General features: G+C 67.4%; 26 protein-coding genes and 1 riboswitch. Of the genes, 7 read left to right on the forward strand and 19 right to left on the reverse strand.

Translation table 11 applies throughout. The features are described from left to right. Positions 1–13: 13 nt before the first annotated feature. Positions 14–442: an organic hydroperoxide resistance protein gene (locus ACN0RJ_RS03580; protein ID WP_417719557.1), complete on the forward strand. Its 429-nt coding sequence runs from the start codon at positions 14–16 to the stop codon at positions 440–442. A 90-nt stretch (positions 443–532) separates the two neighbouring features. On the opposite strand, the gene ACN0RJ_RS03585 is transcribed toward ACN0RJ_RS03580, so the two are convergent. Together ACN0RJ_RS03585 and ACN0RJ_RS03590 are read right to left on the reverse strand one after the other, a co-directional pair. Next, positions 533–820 carry an HU family DNA-binding protein gene (locus ACN0RJ_RS03585; RefSeq protein WP_417719272.1) on the reverse strand — a complete coding sequence of 96 codons (288 nt, stop codon included), beginning with the start codon at positions 818–820 and terminating at the stop codon, positions 533–535. Positions 821–962: 142 nt separating this feature from the next. Then, positions 963–2447, reverse strand: coding sequence for an AMP nucleosidase (locus tag ACN0RJ_RS03590; RefSeq protein WP_417719273.1), 1485 nt, complete (start codon positions 2445–2447; stop codon positions 963–965). A 100-nt stretch (positions 2448–2547) separates the two neighbouring features. On the opposite strand from ACN0RJ_RS03590, the gene ACN0RJ_RS03595 reads away from it, so the two are divergent. Beyond that, positions 2548–3534 carry a DNA topoisomerase IB gene (locus tag ACN0RJ_RS03595; RefSeq protein ID WP_417723756.1) on the forward strand — a complete coding sequence of 329 codons (987 nt, stop codon included), beginning with the start codon at positions 2548–2550 and terminating at the stop codon, positions 3532–3534. Between the two features lie 33 nt (positions 3535–3567). On the opposite strand, the gene ACN0RJ_RS03600 is transcribed toward ACN0RJ_RS03595, so the two are convergent. After that, entirely contained in the window at positions 3568–4053 is a 486-nt protein-coding gene (locus ACN0RJ_RS03600; RefSeq protein ID WP_417719275.1) for a transglycosylase SLT domain-containing protein, read from the reverse strand. A gap of 153 nt (positions 4054–4206) precedes the next feature. Here ACN0RJ_RS03600 and ACN0RJ_RS03605 point away from each other — a divergent pair, with 153 nt between their 5' ends. Beyond that, positions 4207–5064 (forward strand): SDR family oxidoreductase, encoded by an 858-nt coding sequence (locus tag ACN0RJ_RS03605; protein ID WP_417723428.1) that lies wholly within the window; start codon positions 4207–4209, stop codon positions 5062–5064. An 85-nt stretch (positions 5065–5149) separates the two neighbouring features. Here the strand turns inward: ACN0RJ_RS03605 and dxs are convergent, their stop codons facing one another. The 6 genes from dxs to ACN0RJ_RS03635 form a co-directional block, all read right to left on the reverse strand. Continuing rightward, positions 5150–7075: a 1-deoxy-D-xylulose-5-phosphate synthase gene (dxs, locus tag ACN0RJ_RS03610; RefSeq protein ID WP_417723429.1), complete on the reverse strand. Its 1926-nt coding sequence runs from the start codon at positions 7073–7075 to the stop codon at positions 5150–5152. 16 nt (positions 7076–7091) lie between these two features. Further along, on the reverse strand, positions 7092–8000 hold the full coding sequence (locus ACN0RJ_RS03615; RefSeq protein ID WP_417723430.1) for a polyprenyl synthetase family protein: 909 nt from the start codon (positions 7998–8000) through the stop codon (positions 7092–7094). After that, the gene (locus ACN0RJ_RS03620) at positions 8000–8242 is read right to left on the reverse strand and encodes an exodeoxyribonuclease VII small subunit (protein ID WP_417723431.1); all 243 of its coding nucleotides are present in this window, start codon (positions 8240–8242) and stop codon (positions 8000–8002) included. Before ACN0RJ_RS03620 ends, ACN0RJ_RS03615 begins: the two co-directional genes overlap by 1 nt. After that, a complete protein-coding gene (locus ACN0RJ_RS03625; protein WP_417723432.1) occupies positions 8239–9165 on the reverse strand; it encodes a histone deacetylase family protein in 927 nt (308 codons plus the stop codon). Before ACN0RJ_RS03625 ends, ACN0RJ_RS03620 begins: the two co-directional genes overlap by 4 nt. A 241-nt stretch (positions 9166–9406) precedes the next feature. Then, entirely contained in the window at positions 9407–10108 is a 702-nt protein-coding gene (locus tag ACN0RJ_RS03630; protein WP_417719281.1) for a response regulator, read from the reverse strand. Continuing rightward, positions 10105–10617: a MarR family winged helix-turn-helix transcriptional regulator gene (locus ACN0RJ_RS03635; protein WP_417719282.1), complete on the reverse strand. Its 513-nt coding sequence runs from the start codon at positions 10615–10617 to the stop codon at positions 10105–10107. The genes ACN0RJ_RS03630 and ACN0RJ_RS03635 overlap by 4 nt, the downstream gene beginning before the upstream one ends. Before the next feature lie 162 nt (positions 10618–10779). Here ACN0RJ_RS03635 and ACN0RJ_RS03640 point away from each other — a divergent pair, with 162 nt between their 5' ends. Next, complete coding sequence (locus ACN0RJ_RS03640; RefSeq protein WP_417723433.1) at positions 10780–11649, forward strand: branched-chain amino acid aminotransferase; 870 nt, start codon at positions 10780–10782, stop codon at positions 11647–11649. A gap of 121 nt (positions 11650–11770) precedes the next feature. Here the strand turns inward: ACN0RJ_RS03640 and metK are convergent, their stop codons facing one another. The 8 genes from metK to miaB all read right to left on the reverse strand — a co-directional run bounded on the left by metK (position 11771) and on the right by miaB (position 19783). Then, on the reverse strand, positions 11771–12952 hold the full coding sequence (gene metK / locus ACN0RJ_RS03645) for a methionine adenosyltransferase (protein WP_417723434.1): 1182 nt from the start codon (positions 12950–12952) through the stop codon (positions 11771–11773). 3 nt (positions 12953–12955) lie between these two features. Beyond that, positions 12956–13004, reverse strand: a riboswitch (SAM-SAH riboswitch). A gap of 37 nt (positions 13005–13041) precedes the next feature. Next, positions 13042–14487 (reverse strand): apolipoprotein N-acyltransferase, encoded by a 1446-nt coding sequence (gene lnt, locus ACN0RJ_RS03650; RefSeq protein WP_417723757.1) that lies wholly within the window; start codon positions 14485–14487, stop codon positions 13042–13044. Positions 14488–14560: 73 nt separating this feature from the next. Continuing rightward, entirely contained in the window at positions 14561–15583 is a 1023-nt protein-coding gene (locus ACN0RJ_RS03655; protein ID WP_417719559.1) for a hemolysin family protein, read from the reverse strand. A gap of 41 nt (positions 15584–15624) precedes the next feature. Continuing rightward, positions 15625–16131, reverse strand: coding sequence for an rRNA maturation RNase YbeY (gene ybeY / locus ACN0RJ_RS03660; protein WP_417723435.1), 507 nt, complete (start codon positions 16129–16131; stop codon positions 15625–15627). Between the two features lie 71 nt (positions 16132–16202). Further along, the gene (locus tag ACN0RJ_RS03665) at positions 16203–17180 is read right to left on the reverse strand and encodes a PhoH family protein (protein WP_417723436.1); all 978 of its coding nucleotides are present in this window, start codon (positions 17178–17180) and stop codon (positions 16203–16205) included. Between the two features lie 149 nt (positions 17181–17329). Next, complete coding sequence (locus tag ACN0RJ_RS03670) at positions 17330–17638, reverse strand: hypothetical protein (RefSeq protein ID WP_417719287.1); 309 nt, start codon at positions 17636–17638, stop codon at positions 17330–17332. A 13-nt stretch (positions 17639–17651) separates the two neighbouring features. Then, entirely contained in the window at positions 17652–18218 is a 567-nt protein-coding gene (locus ACN0RJ_RS03675; protein WP_417719288.1) for an OmpA family protein, read from the reverse strand. Positions 18219–18475: 257 nt separating this feature from the next. After that, on the reverse strand, positions 18476–19783 hold the full coding sequence (gene miaB / locus ACN0RJ_RS03680; RefSeq protein ID WP_417723437.1) for a tRNA (N6-isopentenyl adenosine(37)-C2)-methylthiotransferase MiaB: 1308 nt from the start codon (positions 19781–19783) through the stop codon (positions 18476–18478). A gap of 114 nt (positions 19784–19897) precedes the next feature. Here miaB and ACN0RJ_RS03685 point away from each other — a divergent pair, with 114 nt between their 5' ends. Next, entirely contained in the window at positions 19898–20767 is an 870-nt protein-coding gene (locus ACN0RJ_RS03685; RefSeq protein ID WP_417723438.1) for a hypothetical protein, read from the forward strand. 18 nt (positions 20768–20785) lie between these two features. Here the strand turns inward: ACN0RJ_RS03685 and ACN0RJ_RS03690 are convergent, their stop codons facing one another. Together ACN0RJ_RS03690 and irr are read right to left on the reverse strand one after the other, a co-directional pair. Then, positions 20786–21472: an FAD-binding oxidoreductase gene (locus tag ACN0RJ_RS03690; RefSeq protein WP_417723439.1), complete on the reverse strand. Its 687-nt coding sequence runs from the start codon at positions 21470–21472 to the stop codon at positions 20786–20788. 127 nt (positions 21473–21599) lie between these two features. Continuing rightward, complete coding sequence (gene irr / locus ACN0RJ_RS03695; protein WP_417719292.1) at positions 21600–22016, reverse strand: Fur family transcriptional regulator Irr; 417 nt, start codon at positions 22014–22016, stop codon at positions 21600–21602. A gap of 186 nt (positions 22017–22202) precedes the next feature. Between irr and fabA the strand changes: the two genes are divergently transcribed. After that, the gene (fabA, locus tag ACN0RJ_RS03700; RefSeq protein WP_417723440.1) at positions 22203–22712 is read left to right on the forward strand and encodes a bifunctional 3-hydroxydecanoyl-ACP dehydratase/trans-2-decenoyl-ACP isomerase; all 510 of its coding nucleotides are present in this window, start codon (positions 22203–22205) and stop codon (positions 22710–22712) included. 161 nt (positions 22713–22873) lie between these two features. Then, positions 22874–24103: a beta-ketoacyl-ACP synthase I gene (gene fabB, locus ACN0RJ_RS03705; protein ID WP_417723441.1), complete on the forward strand. Its 1230-nt coding sequence runs from the start codon at positions 22874–22876 to the stop codon at positions 24101–24103. Positions 24104–24112: the final 9 nt, after the last annotated feature.

Raw genomic sequence — 24112 nt, forward strand, 5'->3', positions numbered from 1 at the left:
GAAAGGATTACCCATGTCGGTCGATACGAAATACTGGACGGAAGCGCAGGCCTTCGGCGGCGGGCGCAATGGCCACGCAAAGCTCGCATCGGGAATGCTGACCGTCACCATGACCAGCCCGAAGGAACTGGGCGGCAGCGGCGCCGGCCACAACCCGGAGGAGCTTTTCGCGCTCGGCTATGCGGCCTGCTACCTCGGCGCGATGCGCTTTGCCGCGCAGAGCGAAAAGCTCGGCACCGTTCCCGAAGAAGCCGCCGTGACCGCCCATGTCGGCATCGGTCCGCGCAGCGACGGCGGTTTCGGCCTGGCGGTCAAGCTGGTCGTCTCGCTCCCCGGCGTCGACAGGGATGCCGCGGAAAGGATCATGGAGCGCGGCCATTTCATCTGCCCCTACTCCAACGCGACCAAGGGCAACATCGAGGTCACGACCGAACTGGCCTGACGACGGCGCCCGGGAACGAAAACACCCCGCCGGAAGCCGGCGGGGTGTCTGGAAATTCAGTCGGGGCTACACAGGCCCCTGCGCAACGGCTCAGCCGTTCACGCTGTCCTTCAGAGCCTTGGCAATGGTCACCTTGACCTGCTTGTCGGCTTCTTTCTTGAACTGTTCGCCGGTGGCGGGGTTGCGCACCATGCGCTCGGGGCGCTCGCGGCAGTAGATCTTGCCGACGCCCGGCAGGGTCACGGCGCCACCTTCGGCGACAGCCGAGGTGATGATCCCCGACAGGGCGTCAAGGGCCGTGGTCGCGGTCTTCTTGTCCGCATCCATCGCCTCTGCCAGTTTTGCAACCAACTCGGTCTTCGTCATCGGTTTGGCCATTTCATGGTCTCCTTCACTGCCCGATCTCTTGGGCCCCAGTGTCGTTATCTAACATCATATGGGCTTCAAACACAACGATTGGTGGGGTTTTGCAAGTGCTTTCTGCGCATTTGGTGCCTGAATCCGGCGGGAATCCGCAGGTTCAGAGGAAAGCCGTCTCGTCGAAGCTGCGCAACTTCCGGCTGTGAATACGTTCAAGCGGCATGGTGCGCAACTGCTCCATTGCGCGAATCCCGATCATCAGGTGCCGTGCGACCTGCGTCTTGTAGAAATCCGAGGCCATGCCGGGCAGCTTCAGCTCGCCGTGCAGCGGTTTGTCGGACACGCAGAGCAACGTGCCGTAGGGCACCCGGAAGCGGAAGCCGTTGGCGGCGATCGTGGCGCTTTCCATGTCGAGCGCGACCGCCCGGCACTGGCTGAGCCGCTGCACCGGGCCGCGCTGGTCGCGCAGTTCCCAGTTGCGGTTGTCGACGCTGGCCACCGTGCCCGTCCGCATGATCCGCTTGAGGTCGTACCCGTCGAGCTGGGTCTCGGCCTCCACCGCCTCTTCCAGCGCGACCTGGATCTCGGCCAGCGCGGGGATCGGCACCCAGACCGGCAGGTCGTCGTCCAGCACCTTGTCCTCGCGCAGGTAGGCGTGGGCGAGCACGAAATCCCCGAGGCTCTGGGAATTGCGCAGGCCCGCGCAGTGGCCCACCATCAGCCAGGCATGGGGGCGCAGCACCGCGATGTGGTCGGTCGCGGTCTTGGCGTTGGAGGGCCCCACCCCGATGTTGACCAGCGTGATCCCCGAGCCGTCCTTGCGCTTGAGGTGATAGGTCGGCATCTGCGGCATCTTGGGGCTGTGCGGAATGGCGGCCCCGGCCTCGGTGATCTCGACATTCCCGGTCGAGACGAAGCTGGTATAGCCGCTGTCCGGATCCGCCAGCCGCGAGCGGGCATAGGCCTCGAATTCGCTGACGTAGAACTGGTAGTTGGTGAACAGGACGTGGTTCTGGAAATGCTCGGGATCGGTCGCGGTGTAATGCGCGAGCCGCGCCAGTGAGTAGTCCACGCGCTGCGCGGTGAAGGGGGCCAGCGGCTCTGCCCCGTCCGCCGCCGGTCGCGCCACGCCGTTCACGATGTCGTCGTTCGTGGTGCCGAGGTCGGGCACATCGAAGACGTCGCGCAGGATGAAGCTGCCCGCGCCCTCCTGCGGGACGGTCAGCTCCGGAAAGTTGGCGACCGCGAAATGCACCGGCATCGGGGTCGTGGACAGCCCGATCTGCACCGGCACCCCGTGATTGGCCAGCAACAGGCCGATCTGCTGCTTCAGGTAGTGGCGGAACAGGTCCGGCCGGGTGATCCCCGTGGCATGGGTGCCGGGGGCCGAGACGTGACCGAAGCTGAGGCGGCTGTCGACCTTGGCGAAACTCGTCGTGGTGATCCGCACCTCGGGGTAGAAGGCGCGGTAGCGGACGCCGGGATGGCCCTTGCTCATCGCCTCCATGAAGCTGTCGCGCAGAAAGGTGATGGCGGTGGTGTAGAGCGCGCAAAGCCGGTCGACCGCCGCCCCCGCATCGTCGAAGAGTTCGGGCGCGGGCGTGTCGGGGGAAACCACGGAAAGCTGTGCCGGCGTGTCCTGCATGTCCTGTCCCTTCGGGTCTTGGCGCCTTTGCGGACAGGTGACACCAAAGCCCGGCCCGGTTCAAGCGGAACCGCCCTGCCCCGCTCCGCGTTCGCTGGCCATGAAGGATCTGCCCGACCTCGTCTACTTCCCCGATGACCGCCCCGGGATCACCCGGCGGCGCTGCGGCCGCGGCTTCAGCTATACCGCCCCGGACGGCACCCGCATCGACGACCGGACGGAACGCGCGCGGATCGCGGCGCTGGCCGTGCCCCCGGCCTACGAGGGGGTCTGGATCTCGCCCCGCGCCGATGGCCACCTGCAGGCGACCGGACGCGACGCGCGGTCTCGCAAGCAGTACCGGTATCATCCGGATTGGACCGCCTTCCGGGCCCGCGAGAAATTCGCCGGGCTTGCTGCCTTCGGCGAGGCGCTGCCGGGCCTGCGCCGCCGCATCCTCGACGATCTGCGGTCGTCCGAGGCCGGCGAGCGCGAGTTTGCCATCGCCGCCGTGCTTGCCCTGCTCGACCGCGCCGGGCTGCGAGTCGGCAATGCCGGCTACGCGCGCGAGAACCGCACCTATGGCGCGACGACCCTGCGGCGCACCCACATGACGCTCGACGGCGACCGCCTGCGCCTGAGCTTTCCCGCCAAGGGCGGCCGCCGCGTGCGCGAGGAGTTGCGGGACCGCACCCTCAACCGCGTCCTGACGCGGCTCGACGACCTGCCGGGCCGGGATCTGGTGAGCTGGGTCGACGACGACGGCACCCCGCATTCCGTGCGCTCGGACGAGGTGAACGCCTTTCTTGCCGAGCGCACCGGCAATGCGGATCTGACCGCCAAGACCTTCCGCACCTGGAACGGATCGGTTGCCGCGCTCGAAGCGGCGGCGGCACCGGGGCGGGTGTCGATCCGGGCCATGGCCGAAGCCGCCGCCGCCCGCCTGCACAACACGCCCGCCATCGCGCGCACCAGCTACATCCACCCCGAGGTCATCGCCCTCGCGGACCTGTCCGAGGCGGACCGCCTGCACCGCATCGCCATCCCGGAAGAGCGGCGCGGCCTGCGCCGCAGCGAGGCGCAACTGCTGGGACTTCTGTCGAAGTAAGCCACCACCGCAGGGCGCGGGTGGCCGAGGCGCTCAGCCCGGGCGCAGGCCGGTTTCGACCAGCATCCCGCGGCGCTTGGCCTCGTAGTAATAGCCGCGCGCGTACCAGCCGATCGCCGCATCCTGGCTTCCGTCCGAGACGAGCCAGGCGCCGCGAAGGTATTTCAGCGCATATTTGAGGTTGGTTTCCGCATCGTAGAGATCCGACGGCTGCCCCTGGAAGCCCATGGTCCGCGCGGTCTGCGGCAGGATCTGGAACAGGCCGTAATAAGGTCCGTTGCGGGCGGCGGGATTGTGGGTGCTTTCGCGAATCGCCAGTCGGTGAACAAGCTTGCGGGGGATCTCGTAGTGGTCGGACCACTTGTTGATCAGGTGCCGCAGTTCGGGCGTTTCGTTGGGATAGAGCGGCGGATCGAAGGTTTCGAGGCGCGACACCTCCGGAGCGGGAGCCCGTGCGGCGCAGGCCGCGAGGCTGCACAGCAGAACCAGAAGGATGACACGACGACAGATGGACGCCATGGGGATTCTCTCAGCTGACCCGGACGGCTCCGGAATTAACGAGTCCTTCATCGTCTGACCATCGGGCAGATTCCGCACCGGCAAAAGCCCGCTCAAATCGCACCGATCCGGGCGGCCTTGCATTCCCGGCGGTGGCACAGCACTCTTTGCGCCATGCAGAACAGCCTTCTCACCCTCGGTCATGGCTATACGGCGCAGGCCCTTGCCTGGCGCCTGGTCCCGCGCGGCTGGCGGGTCATGGGAACGATTCGCAGCGCCGACAAGGCACCGCTGCTTGCCGCGCAGGGCGTCGTTCCGGTGATGTGGGAGGCCGGGGCGGTGCGCGAGGCGCTGAGTTCCGCCACGCATCTGCTGGTCTCGGCCGGGCCTGCTTCCGAAGGCGATCCGTCGTTGCGGCTGGTGAAGGAGGCGGTCGAGGAACGGGCGCGCGAACTCTACTGGGCAGGATACCTGTCGACCACCGGGGTCTACGGCGATCACCACGGCGACTGGGTGGACGAGACCACGCCCCTTGCCCCGACCACCGCGCGCGGAGAGGCCCGCGTCGCGGCCGAGGCGGAATGGGGCGCGATCCCCGGGCTGCCGCTGCATGTCTTCCGGCTGGCCGGGATCTACGGGCCGGGACGCGGCCCCTTCGCAAAGGTGCGCAACGGCACGGCTCGGCGGATCATAAAGCCGGGGCAGGTGTTTTCGCGCATCCATGTCGACGACATCGCGCAGGTGCTGCACGCCTCGATCCGGCGGCCGAACCCCGGTGCGGTCTACAACGTCTGCGACGACGATCCCGCTCCGCCGCAGGACGTTCTGGCCTATGCCGCGCAACTGCTGGGTCTCGATGCCCCGCCCGAGGTCGCCTTCGACGAGGCCGACCTGTCCCCCATGGCGCGCAGCTTCTATGCCGAGAACAAGCGCGTTTCCAACGCGCGGATGAAGGACGAGCTCGGGGTTTTCCTGAAGTATCCGGATTACCGCGTCGGATTGCGCGCGCTGCGCGAAGCGGAGGGGTCCTAGGGGCGCTGCCCCGGTCGCCTGCGGCGCCCTCCCCGGGATATTTCCGGCCAGAAGAAACCGCGAAGGGCGCGCGGGTGGAGCGTGATCAGGCGCGCTTTTCGAGCTTGTCGATGCCCATGAGGGTCAGCACCTTGCGTTCGATCCGGTCGGCGTCGAGACCGGCGGCGGCATACATGTCGGCGGGCGAGGCATGGTCGATGAAGGTATCCGGCAGCACCATCGAGCGGAATTTCAGCCCGTGGTCGAAGACTCCCTCGTCGGACAGCAACTGGGCGACATGGGAGCCGAAGCCGCCGACCGCGCCCTCCTCTATGGTGATGAGCGCCTCGTGATCGGCGGCGAGGCGCAGGATCAGTTCCCTGTCGAGCGGTTTGGCGAAGCGGGCATCGGCCACGGTGGGGGAAATGCCCCGCGCGCCGAGTTTCTCGCAGGCCTTGAGCACCTCGGAGAGGCGGGTGCCGAAGCTGAGGATGGCGACGCCCGCGCCTTCGCGGATCATGCGGCCCTTGCCGATGGCGAGGCATTCACCCTGTTCGGGCATCTCGACGCCTTCGCCTTCGCCGCGCGGATAGCGGAAGGCGATGGGTCCGGAATCATGCGCGGCCGCGGTGGCGACCATGTGCTTGAGCTCCGCCTCGTCGGCGGCCGCCATGACGACCATGCCGGGCAGGTTCGCGAGGAAGGCCACGTCGTAGGCCCCGGCATGGGTGGCGCCGTCAGCCCCGACAAGCCCGGCGCGGTCGATGGCGAAGCGCACCGGCAGGCGCTGGATTGCCACGTCGTGCACGACCTGGTCGTAGCCGCGCTGCAGGAAGGTCGAGTACATCGCGCAGAAGGGGCGCATCCCGCCCGCCGCGAGGCCGGCTGCGAAGGTCACGCCGTGCTGTTCGGCGATGCCGACGTCGAAGACCCGCGACGGGTAGCGCCCGGCCATGAGGTCGAGCCCGGTACCGTCGGGCATCGCCGCCGTCACCGCGCAGATGCGCGGGTCGCGGGCGGCAAGCTCCGTCAGCGTCTGCGCGAAGACCTTGGTGTAGCTCGGCGCGTTGGAAGGCGTCTTTTTCTGCTCGCCGGTGGCGACGTCGAATTTGGCGCGGGCGTGGCCCCTGTCGGCGGCGCCCTCGGCGGGCGCATAGCCCTTGCCCTTGCGGGTCAGCACGTGGACGAGGATCGGCCCGGTGGCCCGCGCCTTGACCGTGCGCAGCACCGGCAGCAGCTGGTTCAGGTCATGGCCGTCGATCGGGCCGAGGTAGCTGAAGCCCAGTTCCTCGAACAGGGTGCCGCCCACGGCCATGCCCTTGATCATCTCCTTGGCGCGCTTGGCACCTTCGCGGAAGGGTTCGGGCAGCAGCGACACCGCGCCCTTGGCGGCGGCCTTGAGATCCTGGAACGGCGCCTCGGCATAGAGCCGGGACAGGTAGGACGACATCGCGCCGGTGGGCGGAGCGATGGACATCTCGTTGTCGTTGAGGATGACGATCAGGCGCTTGCCGAGATGACCGGCGTTGTTCATCGCCTCGTAGGCCATGCCGGCGGACATCGCACCGTCGCCGATCACCGCGACGGCATCGCCCGCGCCGGTGTCGCAGACCCCGCCCAGATCGCGCGCCACGGCAAAGCCGAGCGCGGCGGAGATGGAGGTGGAGCTGTGCCCCGCCCCGAAGGCATCGAACGGCGATTCCGAACGCTTGGCAAAGCCCGACAGTCCGTCCTTCATGCGCAGGGTGCGGATGCGGTCGCGCCGCCCGGTGAGGATCTTGTGCGGATAGCACTGGTGCGAGACGTCCCAGACGATCTTGTCGCGGGGCGCGTCGAAAACCGCGTGCAGCGCGACGGTCAGTTCGACCACGCCCAGGCCCGCACCGAGATGGCCGCCGGTTTCGGACACGGCCGAGATGGTCTCGGCCCGCAGTTCGCGCGCGACCTGTTCGAGCTCGCTGTCCGTGAACTGCTTGAGGTCCGCGGGAAGGGTCACCCGGTCGAGCAACGGCGTATCTGGCCTGTGCGGCATGGTCTTCCTCGGCGTTCTAGCTGCTGCGGGAGATAACGAAACGGGCGGCTTCCCGCAAGGCATCGGCTCCGGTGCCGTAGGGGGATAGCGCCGCGCAGGCCTCGTCGACCAGCGCCCCGGCACGCGCCCTGGCGGCATCGAGCCCCAGCAGCGACAGGAAGGTGGCCTTGCCCCGGCCGGCATCCTTGCCCACCGCCTTGCCGACCCGGTCCGCATCCCCTTCCACGTCGAGAATGTCGTCGGCGATCTGGAAGGCAAGGCCGAGGCAATCGCCGTAGGTCCGCAACGGTGCGGCATCGGCTTCGGCCATGACGGCGCCCGCCGCTGCCGACCAGGTGATGAGCGCGCCGGTCTTGCGCGATTGCAGCCGGGTGATCTGGTCGAGGGTCAGCGGCACCTCGGCGCTTTCGGCCGCGATATCCATCGCCTGACCGCCGACCATGCCGAGGATCCCCCCCGCCCCGGCGAGGCCGGTCACCAGCGCCACCCGCGCCCGGTCCGGGCAATTCGCCTCCGCCACCAGCTGGAACGCGAGGCCCTGCAACGCATCGCCGGCGAGGACGGCGATCGTCTCGTTCCACCTGCGGTGCACCGTGGGCTTGCCCCGGCGCAGATCGTCGTTGTCCATGCAGGGCAGATCGTCATGCACCAGCGAATAGGCATGCAGCGCCTCGATCGCCGCCGCCGCCGGCAGAGCGGCCTCCCGGTCGAACCCGTGCAGGCGCGCGCCCTCCAGAACCAGGAAGGCCCGCAGCCCCTTGCCGCCCTCCACGGCGTAGAGCATCGCCTGCGCGACATCGTCGGTCAGCCCGCCCAGGTGGCGTGCGAGCAGGGCGAAGGTGGCGTCGCGCGCGAGGGTCAGTGCCTGCGGAAACGGAAGGGCGGCGCCCTCCGCCACGCGGGTCGCGTGGAGCGACCCCGGCATCAGAGCCCCTCGACCGGCTTCGTTCCGGCGGGCTGGCCGTCGTCGTCGAGCGTGATCGCGGCGACCTTCTCCTCGGCCGATTTCAGCCGCGCCTCGCAATGGGCCTTCAGCTCGGCGCCGCGCTGGTAGAGCGCGATGGATTCGTCCAGCGGCACTTCGCCCCGTTCGAGCTGGCTCACCACCTGCTCGAGTTCCTTCATCGCCTGCTCGAAGCTCATGTCCTTGACCGGCGTTTCGTTCATTTTCCTGCCTCGATCAGTTCTTCCACATGCGCCCTGGCCGATGCCGCCAGCGCCTCGAGATCATATCCGCCTTCGAGGACGGAGACCACCCGCCCTCCGCACAGCGTCTCCGCGCGACGGCAGAGCTCGCGGCTGAGCCAGCGGAAATCCTCGGTCGACCAGGCGAGCTCTGCGAGGGGGTCGTCCTGGTGCGCGTCGAACCCGGCCGAGATCAGCAGCAACTCCGGCGCGAAGGCGTCGAGGCGCGGAAAAACAAGGGTTTCGTAGGCGGCCCGCATCTCCGCCCCGCCGCTGCGCGGGGCCAGCGGGACGTTCAGGATCTGACCGTGCGCGCCCCGCTCGGAGGGTGCGCCGCTCCCCGGCCACAGCGGCATCTGCTGGGAGGTCACGAGCAGCGCGCGCGGCTCGTCCCAGAGCAGCGCCTGCGTGCCGTTGCCGTGATGAACGTCGAAATCCACCACCGCAACGCGCTCCAGCCCGTGATGATCCAGCGCGTGCCTGGCGGCGATCGCCACGTTGCCGAACAGGCAGAACCCCATCGGCGTTTCCTGTTCTGCGTGGTGACCCGGGGGCCGCGTGGCGCAGAAGGCATTGCGCACCTCCCCTCCCAGCACCGCGTCCACCGCCCGCACCGCCGCCCCCGCCGCGCGCCGCGCGGCCTCTTCCGAGCCGGGCGAAAGCCAGGTGTCGGCATCGAGCTGCGCAGCCCCCCCGGCGGGAAGCGCGGCCCGGATCCGGTCGAGATGGGCCTGCGGATGGCACCGCAGCAGATCGGCGTCGCCGGCGCGCGGCGCGGCAATGCGCAGAAGATCCAGCGCCGCCATCGCATGCAGCACATGATCGAGCCGGGCAACCCGCTCCGGGTGTCCCGGGGGGGTCACATGTCCGAGGCAATCGGCATGGGTGATGAGCGCGGTGGTCATGGAGGGCCTCCCTGTGTCTGTCCGGCCCGGCCGCCGGAGAGGTGTCGCGCAGATGAGCGCGAATGGTCCGGATCCGCAAGAGCGTCACGGGTCGAAGAGGCTCTGCCTCTCTGCCGCGCGGGGCGCGGCATTCACTCCGGGATATTTTGTGCCAGAAGAAGCCATGGCGCGGTCCTTCGGGTTTCTTCTGGCGGAAAATATCCCCGCCGGAGGCATCGGCCCGGTGCCGCCGGGCGGTACGTCAGTCAGGCGCGAGCATGTAACCGGAGCCGCGCACGGTCTGGAGGTAGCGCGGTTGCTTGGGGTCGGCTTCGATCTTGCGCCGCAGGCGGGTGATCTGCACATCGACGGCGCGTTCCTGCGCCTGGCCCTTGTCGCGACCCAGTTCCTCGACCAGGGTTCCCCGGCTCAGCGCCTCGCCCGGGCGGGCAGAGAAGATGCGCATGAGCTGGCTTTCCGTCGCGGTGAGGCGCACAAGGTCGTCGCCCTTCCACATCTCGCCGCGCTCGATGTCGTAGCGGATCGGGCCGAGGCTCAGCAGTTTCGGGGCGGCGGCCTCCGACACGATCTCCGGCATCCGGCGCAGGATGGCATTGATCCGGAGCAGCAGTTCCTTCGGCTCGAAGGGCTTGGCGAGGTAGTCGTCCGCCCCCGCCTCCAGCCCCGCGATGCGATCTTCCGTCTCGCCGCGGGCGGTGAGCAGCATGACGGGGGTCATGCGGGTTTCACGGATCGCCCGCGTGAGGCTGATCCCGTCCTCGCCCGGCATCATCACGTCGAGCACGATCATGTCGAAATCCAGCCCCGCAAGAAGGCGCCGGGCATGCGCGGCATCGCGCGCCGCGCTGACCAGGAAACCGTGCCGGATCAGGAACTTCTGCAAGAGGCCGCGGATGCGTTCGTCGTCGTCGACGATCAGGAGGTGGGCGTCGGGGTCGCTCATCCCCGGCTCTCCCGCAGGCGGGCATACTGGCGGTACATCTCCGGCTCCATCATCGCTTCGAGCACCTTGCGGAACCCGGCGACGGCGTCCGGCCCCACCTGTCGGTAGGCCGACCGCATCCGGGCCCGCTGCGCATCGGACAACTGCCGCTCGAGTTCCTCGCCCTCGCGGGTCAGGTACAGGTGCCTTTCGCGCTTGTCCGCGCGCCCGACCCGGCTTTCGACCAGGCCGTCCTCGACCAGCGTTCTCAGAACACGGTTCAGCGACTGCTTCGTGACACCGAGAATGTTCAGAAGGTTGTTGACAGTGGTCCCCGGTGCGCAATTGATGAAATGGACCGCCCGGTGATGCGCGCGCCCGTAGCTCATGCCGATCAGGATGCGGTCGGGGTCCGCCGTAAAGGCCCGATATGCAAAGAACATTGCTTCGATACCCTGCCGAAGCTGTTCGTCCGTGAGGTAGAGAAGCGACTCTCCGCCCTGGACCTGCGCACCGGATGCCTCTGCCATATCCCGTCCCCGTTCTGCCGTGTTTTACGGCACTTTAAGTCAGCCTTGTTGACATTCCAAGCACCAACTGGTAGCGAGTCGCAGTTTTTGCGCAAGAATGTGTCCACTTCGGTCCGATCCAGCGCAACAAATGAAAATTCTGCGTCTGCAAGGAGAGAGACCATGGACGGGGCATATGACGATCGCGACGGCAAGATCTGGATGGACGGCCAGTTGGTGGACTGGCGGGACGCGAACGTACACATTCTGACCCATGCCCTGCACTACGCGAGCTCGGTCTTCGAGGGCGAGCGCTGCTACAACGGCAAGATCTTCCTCGGCACGGAACATTCCAAGCGCCTGCATTTCTCGGCCAACCAGCTGGATTTCGAGATCCCCTACACGGTCGAGGAAATCGACGCCGCGAAGGATGCCGTGCTGAAGGCCAACGGTTTCGACAATGCCTACGTGCGCGCGGTGGCCTTCCGGGGCGCCGGGCAGGACATGGGCGTCGCGTCCAAGAAGAACCCGGTGCGCCTGTACATCGCGGCCTGGGAGTGGGGCAACTACTACGGCGATGCCAAGATGAAGGGCGCCAAGCTCGACGTGGCGAAGTGGAAGCGGCCCTCGCCCGAGACCGAGCCCTCGTTTGCCAAGGCGGCGGGCCTCTACATGATCTGCACCATGGCCAAGCACGCGGCCGAGGCCAAGGGCTGTTCGGACGCGATGATGTTCGACTATCGCGGCTACGTGGCCGAGGCGACCGGGGCGAACATCTTCTTCGTCAAGGACGGCGAGGTGCACACGCCGCTGCCCGACTGCTTCCTGAACGGGCTGACCCGGCAGACCGTCATCAAGCTGCTGAAGGAAAAGGGCATCACGGTGCACGAGCGCCACATCATGCCCGAGGAGCTGGACGGGATGCAGCAGTGCTGGCTGACCGGCACCGCGGCAGAGGTCACCCCGGTGGGCCAGATCGGCGACTGGACCTTCGAGGTCGGCGCGCTGACCCGCGACATCGCGGAAACCTACGAAAAGCTCGTCCGCTCCTGAGCGGTCGATACGGCAGGACAAGGGGCGCGTCGTACGAACGACGCGCCCCTTTTGCGTTGCAGCCGAAGTGATTGCGAGCCCCCCGCCCGGCAGCCGATGGGCGGCGGGCTGGGGGCGGCGGTCAGACTTCGGTCTTGAGCGCCTCGGCGAGATCGGTCCTCTCCCACGAGAACCCGCCGTCCGCTTCCGGTGCGCGGCCGAAATGGCCATAGGCCGCCGTGCGCTGGTAGATCGGGCGGTTCAGATCCAGGTGGGTGCGGATGCCGCGGGGGGTCAGGTCCATGACCTTCGGGATCGCCCGTTCGACGGCCGCCGCGTCCGCATCGCCGGTGCCGTGGGTGTCGACGTAGATCGACAGCGGCTTGGCCACGCCGATGGCATAGGACAGCTGCACGGTGCAGCGTTCCGCCAGCCCGGCCGCGACCACGTTCTTGGCGAGATAGCGCGCCGCATAGGCGGCCGAGCGGTCGACCTTGGACGGATCCTTGCCCGAGAAGGCGCCGCCGCCGTGCGGGGCCGCGCCGCCGTAGGTGTCGACGATGATCTTGCGCCCGGTGAGGCCGGCATCCCCGTCCGGGCCGCCGATCACGAAGGTGCCGGTGGGGTTCACCCACCATTCGGTCGCATCGGTCAGCCAGCCCTCCGGAAGGACCTCGCGGATGTAGGGTTCGACGATGGCGCGGATGTCGTCCGAGGTCTGGCCTTCGTCCGTGTGCTGGGTCGAGAGCACCAGCGAGGTGACGCCGACCGGCTTGCCGCCCTCGTAGCGGACCGAGAACTGCGATTTCGCATCCGGGCCGAGCAGCGGTTCCTGACCGGACTTGCGCACCTCGGCGAGGCGGCGCAGCGCGGTATGGGCGTAGAGGATCGGCGCGGGCATGAGCTCGGGCGTCTCGTTCGTGGCATAGCCGAACATGATCCCCTGATCGCCGGCGCCCTCGTCGCGATTGCCCGCGCCGGTCACGCCCTGGGCGATGTGGGCGGACTGCTCGTGCAGCAGGTTGGTGATCTCGCAGGTGGCGTGGTGGAACTTGTCCTGCTCGTAGCCGATGTCCTTGATGCAGGCGCGCACGATGTCCGGGATCGCCTCCATGTACTCGGCAAGCTTGGCCTGATCGGTCAGGCCGATTTCGCCCCCGATGACGACGCGGTTGGTGGTGGCAAAGGTTTCGCAGGCAACGCGGGCCAGCGGGTCCTCGGCAAGCAGCGCATCGAGCACTGCATCCGAGATACGGTCGCAGACCTTGTCGGGATGGCCTTCGGACACGGATTCAGAGGTGAAGATATAGTTCTGACGGGACATGGTCGCTCCATTGTGTACCGGCCGTCACGCCAGGAAGCCGTTGTGACGGGGATATGAACGCCTCTCGCTACGCGCACGGGGCGCAAGGGTCAATCCGAAACGGATCGGCGGGGCCACAGTGCGGTGATCCCGAGAAACAGCAACACCAGCAGCATCGGCAGATCGCCCGTCCGGCTGTAGAGGGTGAGGCGCAGCGGCGGCGGCAGCGGGGTGTCGAGATAGCCCGCCTCGTCCAGCGGCAGACGGTCGAGCACCCGCCCCGCCCCGTCGATCACCGCCGAAACCCCGGTGTTGGCGGCGCGCAGCAGGGGCAGCCCCTGTTCGATGGCGCGGAACCGGGCCTGGGCGAGATGCTGGTACGGGCCGGAGAATTGGCCGAACCAGGCGTCGTTGGTGATCTGCAGCAGAAAATCCGGACGTTCGGGCGCGCGGTGCACGTCCTGCGGGAACACCGCCTCGTAGCAGATCAGCGGCAGGGCTCGGCCCAGCTCCGGGCCCAGATCCAGCAGCACCGGACCGGGACCGGGCGAATAGCCGGCCTCCGCGCGCGAGGCGAGGCCCGCGATGTTCCACCGCGCAAAGATCGCGGCGGCGGGCATGTATTCGCCGAAGGGCACGAGGTGGTGCTTGTCGTAGAGCTGTTCCAGTTCCGGCCCGCGCGAGACGAGCGCCAGGGAATTGTACCAGCGCCCCTCTTCGCTGCGCTGGATGCCGACCACGACCTGCGCGGGAAAGGCTGCGTCGGTGACGATCCCCAGCGCCTCGTCCGCATTGTGCAGCAGCATCGGCAGCGCGGTTTCGGGCCAGACCACGAGAGCGGGGCGCGGCAGCCCGCCGTGCGACGGCGCGGCGGTGAAATCCACCTGCCGTTCGAAGAACATGCGGACCTTGTCGCGGTCCCATTTCTCGCGTTGGGGGGCGTTGGGCTGGAGCAGGCGCACGTCCGGGCGGCCCGTCAGATCCTGCAGGGGCGGCAGCAGAAGCGCCCCGCCGCCGATCAGCGCGGCGAGCAGGACGGCAGAGCCCAGCGCCGGCCACGCCTTGCGCTCGGCGCCCGGCACCGAGGCCGCGAGCGCGCCCAGTGCCAGTGTTGCCAGCGTCAACCCGTGCGGGCCGATCACCGAGGCCCATTGCGCCGCCGCGCTCGGCGTCCAGATGTAGCCCACGAGGCCCCAGGGAAATCCGGTCAGCACGTAGGCGCGGGCGAATTCCGCCGCGGCCCAGAGCACCGCCAGCGCCATCATCCGGCGCCGCGCCGCATGTGCCGCGCCCCAGAACGCCAGCGCCCAGAACAGCGCCAGCCCGGCGGCGATGCCGAACAGGGCGAAAGGCGCCATCCAGCCCGTCGCGGCGGCATCGACCTGGAAGGGTTCGACGATCCAGCTCAGGCTCAGCCCGAAATAGGCCACCCCGACCGACCATCCCGCGCCGACGGCCCGCATCGGCGTTTTCGCTTCGGAAAACAGAAGGCATGCCCCGACTAGCCCCGCCAGCGCGACCGGCCAGAGATCGTAGGGCGCCTGTCCGAGCGCCATGAGCCCGCCGCAGACGAGGCCGGCCAGCAACCGCGCGCCCTTCGGAACGTCGCGCCGGGGGGCGCGCAGGCGATCACGCACTCCGCGCCTCGCCCCCCGAGAGCAGGACCGCGGTGGATTGCGGTGTCGGGGTCTCGGACGCGGCGGCCCCGGAGGCCGGCTCCGGCGCGTTGGCGGTCTCGGCCTCCGGCGTCACCTTCACCGCGGACTCCGGCGGGGTGCCCGTCGACGGGCGCACGCGCAGCCGCTTGATCCGGCGCGGGTCCGCATCCACCACTTCGAGGTCGATGCCCTCCGGGTGCTGGATGATCTCGCCCCGCGCGGGTACGTGCCCCGCCAGCATGAAGACCAGGCCGCCGAGGGTGTCGATTTCCTCGTCGTCGATGTCTTCGTGGGCGGTCAGGCCGATGCCCGTGCCCTGTTCGAATTCCTCCAGCGGAGTCTTGGCCAGCGCCAGCCAGGCGCCGGATTTCTCTCGGAAGAAATTGCGGCCTTCGTCGATGTCGTGCTCGTCCTCGATCTCGCCGATGACCTGCTCGATGAGGTCCTCGATGGTCACGAGCCCGTCGACACCGCCGTATTCGTCGATCACCAGCGCCATGTGCCGCCGTTCGGCCTGCATCTTGGAGAGCAGCACCCCGATCGGCATCGAGGGCGGCACGAAGAGCAGCGGCCGCAACAGCCGTTTCAGGTTGAAGCGGCTGCCGGAACCGTTGAACCCGTGCTTCAGCGCGAAATCCTTGAGGTGGGCCATGCCGACGGGCGTATCCAGCGTGCCGGAATAGACCGGCAGCCGGGTCATGCCGCTGTCGCGGAAGACCTTGACCAGTTCGTCCTTGGTGATCGTATCGGGCACCGCGACGATTTCCGCCTTAGGAATCGCCACATCCTCCACCCGCATGCGGCGGAGGTTGATCATGCCGTGTACCGGCGGATGCGCCACCGGCGCCGTCGGCGTGGCCTCATCCCCCTGAGGGGTGCCGCCCAAACCTTCGAAAATACGTCGGAAAAACCCCGTTCTTCCGTTCGACTCGGTCATCTGTCCCGTCTCAGGCGCGCCTTGCGCTGCCGTAGACGAGCCGTCGTTATCGCCCATCGGTCCCGTTTTGTCCTGTGTCATGGCGAGGGTCGCGACCCTCAATCCTGCGAATATGGGTCCGCGACCCCCAGTTTGCCAAGTATTTCCGTCTCCAATGCCTCCATCAGCGTGGCATCGGCGTCACGAACGTGATCATAGCCCAGAAGATGCAAGGTTCCGTGAACAAGCAGGTGGGTCACATGGTCGCTGACCGGCTTGCCGAGATCATGCGCCTCGCGCAGGCAGGTGTCGAGCGAGATGGCGATGTCGCCGAGCTCGGTGGCGAAGGGTCCGTCCTCCGCTTCGGGGGGCTCGGGCGCATCGCCCGCCGCGTCGGCGCCGCGCTCCTCCGAGGGCCAGGACAGCACGTTCGTCGGCACCGGCTTGTCGCGGAATTCGGTGTTGAGCTCGGCGATGCGGGAATCGTCGCAGCCCAGCACGGCGATCTCGAACGCCTCCGGGTCGAGCCCGAGATGGTCCAGCACCGCGCGGGCGGCCGTTTCGGCGAGGCTGTCGAGGCCGGCATCCTGCCAGCGCGCATCCTCAAGGACGGTTTCTGTGAGCAAGGTCGCACCTCCGGGGGCGCTGCCCCCGGACCCCCGGGATATTTCGAGCCAGAAGAAAGCCGGAGGGAGGTTCAGCCCCCCTGTTCGGCATCCTTCTCATAAGCTTCGATGATCCGGGCCACAAGCGGATGACGCACCACGTCGGCGGAGGTGAAGTAGTTGAAGCCGATCTTGTCGATCCGGGTAAGAAGGCGTTCCGCATCCGCCAGGCCGGAGGCGACGCCGCGCGGCAGGTCGACCTGGGTGCGGTCGCCGGTGACGACCATGCGCGAGCCTTCGCCGAGGCGGGTCAGGAACATCTTCATCTGCATCGATGTGGCGTTCTGCGCCTCGTCCAGCACGACGAAGGCCCCGGAGAGCGTGCGGCCGCGCATGAAGGCGAGCGGCGCGATCTCGACGGTTTTCTCCTCCATCATCTTGGCAAGCTGCTTGCCGGGAAGGAAATCGTTCAGCGCGTCGTAGAGCGGCTGCATGTAGGGGTCGACCTTGTCCTTCATGTCGCCGGGCAGGTAGCCGAGCTTTTCACCCGCTTCGACCGCGGGGCGGGACAGGATGATCTTGTCGACGGCCCCGGTGATGAGCATGTTCACGCCCACCGCGACGGCGAGATAGGTCTTGCCGGTGCCCGCCGGACCGATGCCGAAGCAGAGCTCGTTCTGGTAGAGCGACCGGACATAGGCCTTCTGCGCGTCGGTGCGGGGTTCGACGAGCTTCTTGCGGGTCTTGATCTCGACCTTGCCGCCTTCGAACATCTCGAGCTGGGCGTCCGGGCCGCCTTCGGGCGCGAGGCGGAACTCGCGGTCGATGTCGCCCTTGCCGACGCTGCGGCCCTGTTCCAGCCGCGCATAGAGCGCGTTCAGGACCTCGCGGGCGGCGGTCTGCGCTTCTTCGGGACCGTGAATGGCGAGCTGGTTGCCCCGTCGGAGGATCTGCACGCCGGTGCGGCTTTCGATGTCCGTGAGGTTGCGGTCGAATTCGCCGCACAGGTCGATCAGGAGGCGATTGTCGGGATATTCGAGGATGACTTCGGTCAGTGTGCCTGTTGTCACGCATGTCTCCTGCGCTTGAGTCCTGAGGAATGGTGCCAAGCGGTGGCGGGCAGCGCAAGCGCGACCTGCCCTTTCCGCCGCCGCCCGGCGCAAAAAGGCCGCGCGATGGGCAATCGCGCGGCCTCGGATGTGTCAGGATACCCCATGGGTCAGAGCGGGTCGCCGATGATCGAGGTCGCACCCTGCTTGAAGTCGCCCGTGGCGACCGTCGGCGGGGCGACCCCGGAGCAGACCGGCCGGCCGTAGCGGTCGAGCCGCCGGGCCAGGTATCCTTCCAGCCCGTCGTCGGCAATCCAGTTGTCGCAGCCGTCCGGGTCGACCCAGACCCCCCATTTCAACTGGGCGAGATCGCCGCGGTCGATGGACTGACGGTCCCGGCTCTTGTCGGCGCCGGCGGTGTCGCAGGCGGCGAGCGCGGCAAGCGACGCGATCAGGAGGACGGTTTTCACGAATGTCATCGGGCGGACCTCCTCAACGCACGCACAGGATTTCGACACGGCGGTTCTTGGCCATGCCCGCGGCGGAGGTGTTCGGAGCCACCGGGTAGTTCTCGCCGTAGCCGCGCACGTCGATGATGCGCGAGCCCGAGGCGCGGGCGACCCCGGCCACCGAATTGGCGCGGTTGTAGCTCAACTTCATGTTGTATTCCTGGCTGGCGCGGGAATCGGTATGGCCGACGATGATGAAACCGAAGGCATCCGAGGCGCGGAAGAAATCCTCGAGCCGCGAGCGCCCGCCGGAATGGATCCTGTAGCTGTCGGTGGCGAAATACTGGTCGGCGTTCAGCGTTCCGCAGACGTTGATATCATGGCAGACCGGGCGGCCGTCCGGGCGCACGCGGGTGACCGCATAGCCTTCGGCGCCGTCGTCCATCACCCAGACCTCGCAGCCGTCCGGCGTGATCGAGATGCCGGGTATGTAGCGCTCGCCCTTGATGGTCCGCGTGTTCTGGGTGGAAAGTGTCGGCGCGGAACCGTCCACGCTGCCGGCGGTGGCGGCAAGCGCCGGCCCGGTGGCAGCGAGGGCGGTCAGAGCCACGGCGCAAACGGCGCCACTGAAGGCTTTGAAAAAGCGGTGAGCCACAGCCTCGGTCCTCGTAATTGTTGAATCCCCCGGTTGCCGGTGCGGCGCCGAATTCGCCGCGCATGAGCAAACATTCCTGTAAGGAGGAGACTAGCAGAGTTGACGCAACTGTGAAGTGAAAACCACCAGATATTGTGTGCGCGCGCGAAACGCCCGGCTCAGGTCGGGGGCATCGGCGCAAGGTTCGGCAGTTTTCCCGGCGGGGTGATCGGTCAGGCCAGCACGCCTTTCAGCGAATTGGGTCCGCTTTCGACGATCCTCACTTGTCGCAGGTCGCCGGGACGCACGCCCTCGCAGGCGACATGTACCGCGTGGAGGTGGTCGGACTTGCCGACCATCTGGCCCGGCATCCGCCCGGTCTTTTCGAAGAGCACGCCGACCTCGCGGCCGACCATCGCATCCTGAAGCGCCTTCTGCTGCTGCCCCAGCAGCGCCTGAAGCCGTTGGAGGCGGTCGTCCTTCTCGGCCTCGGGCACCTGCGCGCGTTCGGCGGCGGGGGTCCCGGGACGGGGCGAATACTTGAACGAGAAGGCCGAGCCGTAGCGCACCGCCCCGATCAGGTCGAGCGTGGCGCGGAAATCCTCTTCGGTCTCTTCCGGGAAGCCGACGATGAAATCCCCCGACAGGTGCAGATCGGGACGCACGGCGCGCAGGCGCTCGATCAGCGCGAGGTATTGCGCGGCGGTGTGCTGGCGGTTCATCCGCTTGAGGATACGGTCGGAGCCCGCCTGAACCGGCAGATGCAGATAGGGCATGAGCTTGTCGCAATCGCCGTGCGCGGCGATCAGCTCTTCGTCCATGTCGTTGGGGTGCGAGGTGGTGAAGCGGATGCGCGCCAGCCCGTCGATCCGCGCCAGTTCGCGGATCAGCCCGGCGAGGCCGCGCGGATGGCCGTGGTAGGCGTTGACGTTCTGGCCGAGAAGGGTGATCTCGCGCACGCCGCGTTCCACCAGGTCGCGCGCCTCGGTCAGGACCCGGTCGGCGGGGCGCGATACTTCGGCGCCGCGTGTGTAGGGCACGACACAGAAGGCGCAGAACTTGTCGCAGCCTTCCTGCACGGTGAGGAAGGCGGTCGGGCCGCGGGCGGCCTTGGGGCGCGCGCTCAGGTGTTCGAACTTGTCTTCCTCGGGGAAATCGGTGTCGAGCATCTTTGCCCCCTGCCCCGCCTTCGCGGTCAGTTCGGGCAGGCGGTGATAGCTCTGCGGGCCGACCACGAGATCGACCAGCGGCTGGCGGCGCATGATCTCCCGGCCCTCGGCCTGGGCCACGCATCCCGCCACGCCGATCTTGAGATCGGGCTTCGCTTCCTTCAGCCCCTTGTAACGGCCGAGCTCTGAATAGACCTTTTCCGCCGCCTTTTCCCGGATGTGGCAGGTGTTGAGCAGGATCATGTCGGCATCGTCGGGTGTGGCCGTCTCGACGTATCCCTGCCCGCCCAGCGCCTCGGCCATGCGCTCGCTGTCGTAGACGTTCATCTGGCAGCCGTAGGTCTTGATGAATAGCTTCTTGGGCTGGGTCATGGCGGACTCCGGGGGATGCGGGTTCAGGCCGTGCGGATACAGCATTCCGCCCCCACCTTGCAATGCGCGAGATTTTCACCGAATCTTTGCGCGACCCCCGCAAAGAGGCAGGCGATGCAGTATTCCGGTCTGAGCGAATTCCTGAAGGATGCACGGGCGCTGCCGGGCAAGGGCCCGGTCGCGATGATCTTCTGCGAGGACGAGGTCGAGATCGACACAACGCTGCGCCATCACATGCAATGCGGCTTTGCCCATGTCCTGGCCTTCATGCCGACGCATTTCTCGCTCGCCCCGGATGTCGCGGCAAAGGTCCACCGCCTGCCCTTCGACCCGGCGGCGGATCAGGCCGTGCCGCGCATCGTGAGCCGGGTCGCCTCGGCCGCGCCGGGGCTGTGGATGTTCTACTGCTACAACGCCGAATACCTGTTCTACCCGTTCTGCGAGACGCGCTCGGTCGTCGAACTGATGGCCTTCCATGCCGAAGAGCGGCGCGATGCCGTGCTGACCTATGTGGTCGATCTCTATGCCGACGACCTGACGCGCCACCCCGATGCGGTGTCGCTGGACGATGCCTTTCTCGACCGCTCCGGCTACTATGCCCTGGCGCGCAAGGATGCGGAGGATGACGACCGCCCCAAGGAACGCCAGCTCGACTTCTTCGGCGGCCTGCGCTGGCGCTACGAGGAACACGTTCCCGCCGAGCGGCGCAAGATCGACCGCATCGCGCTGTTCCGCGCCAAGCCCGGCCTCACCCTGCGCGAGGATCACACCTTCGACGACGAGGAATACAACACCTATGCCTGCCCCTGGCACAACAACCTGACGGCGGCGCTGGTGTCGTTCCGCACCGCCAAGGCGCTGAAACGAAACCCGGGGTCGACCTTCGACATTCCGACCTTCAAATGGCACAATTCCACCCCGTTCGAATGGCATTCGCGCCAGTTGCTCGACCTGGGGCTGATGGAGCCGGGACAGTGGTTCTGACCCCCGGCCCCCGGCAGATCAGTCGAATTCCTCGGTGACGATGTCATCCTCGGGCACGCCGATCCGGCGCAGGTCCGCCGTCATGTCATCGAGCATTGCGTCTGGCCCGCAGACATAACAGGTGTCCCGCCCCGGCACGACATGGTCGGAAAGCAGCGCAACGTCGATCTTGTCCCGGTGCAGCGGGCTGTCCGGTTCCCCCGTCACCACGAACACCGGCTTCAGCCCCGGCATCTTGTGGAAGCTGTCGCGCAGGATGATGTCGGCCTCGGTCCGGTTCGAGAACACCAGCGTGTTGCCCTCCAGCGTCCCGGCCTTTTCCAGCTTTGCCTTCAGGATGGCGATGAAGGGCGTGATCCCGGCGCCCCCGGCGATGAAGACCCCGTCTCCCTCGTCCCGGATCGCGCCCCAGGGCTCTTCGACCAACACCGCATCGCCGGGCGACATCCGCCCGATCCGCCGGGTCATACCGGTGTGCCCCTCGGCACTTTCGGGATAGGACTTGATGACGAATTCGAGCGTCTTCTCTCCCGGAAGCGAGGTCATGGTGAACGGATGACGCTCATCGCGCCAGCCGTCACGGTCCAGCGCCATGTCGACGGCCTGCCCCGGCTCGAAGGCAAAATCCTCCGGACGGTCGAAGACCAGGTGATGGGTGTCATGCGTGACGGGTTCGATGCTTCTGAGCACGAGCTTGCGGGACATGGGAGCCTCCTTTTCGGTCTCCCGAAAAACACGCGGGACCGCATGGAAGTTCCTGCAAAGCCGAATCCCTGCGGCTTCTTCTTGTTTCAAATACGCATTCGATACATCGCCGCCCGGCGGGCCGCGCTCAGGTGCGCCGCAGCCGGATGACCACGTCGACGGCCGAAATCTCGGCCCCTTCCGGCGCATCGGGCAGCTTTGCGATCACCAGTTGGTCGGCGGGCGCATCGGTGAGATGACCGTCGTCCTCCCAGTAGAAATGCGGATGCTCCCGGGTGTTGGTGTCGAAGTAGCTGCGGCTGCCGTCGACCGTCACTTCCTGCATCAACCCGGCATCGCAGAAGGCGCGCAGCGTGTTGTACACGGTGGCGAGCGACACGCTCTCCCCCCGGTCCTTGGCCGCTCCGAACAGGCTTTCCGCGGTCACGTGGCGGTTGCGCCCGTCGCCCACGAGCAGCGCCGCAAGCGCCACCCGCTGGCGCGTCGGGCGAAGCCCCGCGGTTCCCAGCCAGTCCGTACCCTTCTGAATGGCTTCCGCCTTCATGGATGCGATGCTCCTTCGTGATCCCGTCATATATAAGTGCCGCGACCCGTGGATTACAAACGAAAACGCACAGGAAACGGGCATGGATCGCGAAACCGGCAGGCTTGCAAGGCGCGCGGCCGCGATGATAGAGGGGGCCAATTCGCAACCCGATACCGCAACCCAGACACGAGGGGGCCCGCCCGCATGGCCGATTATCCCACCAGCTTCGGCAAGGACGACCTTCTGAAATGCGCCCGCGGCGACCTTTTCGGCCCCGGCAACGCGCAGCTTCCCGCCCCGCCCATGCTTATGATGGACCGGATCACGGAGATTTCGGGCGACGGCGGCGCGCATGGCAAGGGCCATGTCATCGCGGAATTCGACATCACGCCGGATCTTTGGTTCTTCGAATGCCATTTCCCCGGCAACCCGATCATGCCCGGCTGCCTCGGCCTTGACGGTCTCTGGCAGCTCACCGGCTTCAATCTCGGCTGGCGCGGCTGGCAGGGCCGCGGCTACGCGCTCGGCGTGGGCGAGGTCAAGCTGACCGGCATGGTCCGCCCGGACCGCAGGATGCTGACCTACAAGATCGACTTCACCAAGGCGATCCAGACCCGCCGCCTGACGATGGGCGTCGCCGACGGCATCGTGGAGGCCGACGGAGAGGTCATCTACCAGGTCAAGGACATGAAGGTCGCGCTCAGCGAAAGCTGACGCCACCCCGGGCGGCGGCGCAGACCCCCTGCGCTTGCCGTCACCGGCCGGACCGGCACCCGCCGCCCCGCGCGGGCTATCACCAGCGGGAGAGCCATCCGCTGCTTGCGTCCCCCCGCCTGCTTGCCCTACATAACACCCAACTTACGAAGGGAGGCCTCATGCGCCGCGTCGTCGTCACGGGACTGGGCATCGTCTCGTCCATCGGGAACAACGCAGCCGAAGTTCTGGCCGCGCTCAAGGCCGGAACCTCCGGCATCACTGCCAACGAGGCCATGCAGGAACACGGGTTCCGCAGCCAGATCGCCGGCAATCTCAAGATCGACGTGGCCGAGCACGTGGACAAGCGGACCCTGCGCTTCATGGGACCGGGTGCCGCCTACGCCCATATCGCCATGCAGCAGGCCATCGCGGATTCCGGGCTCGAGGAGAGCGACATCGTCAACCCGCGCACCGGGCTGGTCGCCGGGTCGGGCGGGCCCTCCACCAGCGCCCTGCTGTCGGCACATCAGACGGTCCTGAAATCCGGCGCGACCAAGCGCATCGGTCCCTTCGCCGTGCCCAAGTCCATGTGCTCCACGATCAGCGCGAACCTCTCGACCGCGTTCCGGATCAAGGGCATCAATTATTCCATCACCTCGGCCTGCTCCACATCGCTGCACTGCATCGGCAACGCGGCCGAGCAGATCATGATGGGCAAGCAGGACGTGATGTTCGCCGGCGGCGGCGAGGAACTGGACTGGACCCTGTCCTGCCTCTTCGACGCCATGGGCGCCATGTCCTCCAAGTACAACGACACGCCCGAAAAGGCCTCGCGCGCCTTCGATGCGGGCCGTGACGGCTTTGTCATCTCGGGCGGCGGCGGCATCCTCGTGCTCGAGGAACTGGACCATGCAAAGGCCCGCGGCGCGAAGATCTACGCCGAGGTGACCGGCTATGCCGCCACGTCGGACGGTCACGACATGGTCGCACCGTCGGGCGAAGGCGGCGAGCGGGCGATGCGGTTGGCGCTGTCCACCCTGCCCGAGGGCCGCAAGGTCGGCTACATCAACGCGCACGGCACCTCGACCCCGGTCGGCGATGTCGGCGAGATCGAGGCGGTCCGGCGCGTCTTCGGCGACGGCAGCACGCCGCCGGTCTCCTCGACCAAGTCGATGACCGGCCACAGCCAGGGGGCGACCGGCGCGCAGGAGGCGATCTACTGCCTGCTTGCCCTGCACGACGATTTCATCATCCCGTCGATCAACGTCGAAACCCTCGACCCGGCGCTGAAACCCGCCGAAATCGCGACCGCACTGGTCGAGAACGCGGGCCTCGACACCGTGATGACCAACAGCTTCGGCTTCGGCGGCACCAATGGCTCCATGCTGTTGAGCCGCCACATCGACTGACCCAAGACC

It is taken from the genome of Salipiger sp. (assembly GCF_048261495.1).
Classification (GTDB): Bacteria; Pseudomonadota; Alphaproteobacteria; order Rhodobacterales; family Rhodobacteraceae; genus Salipiger.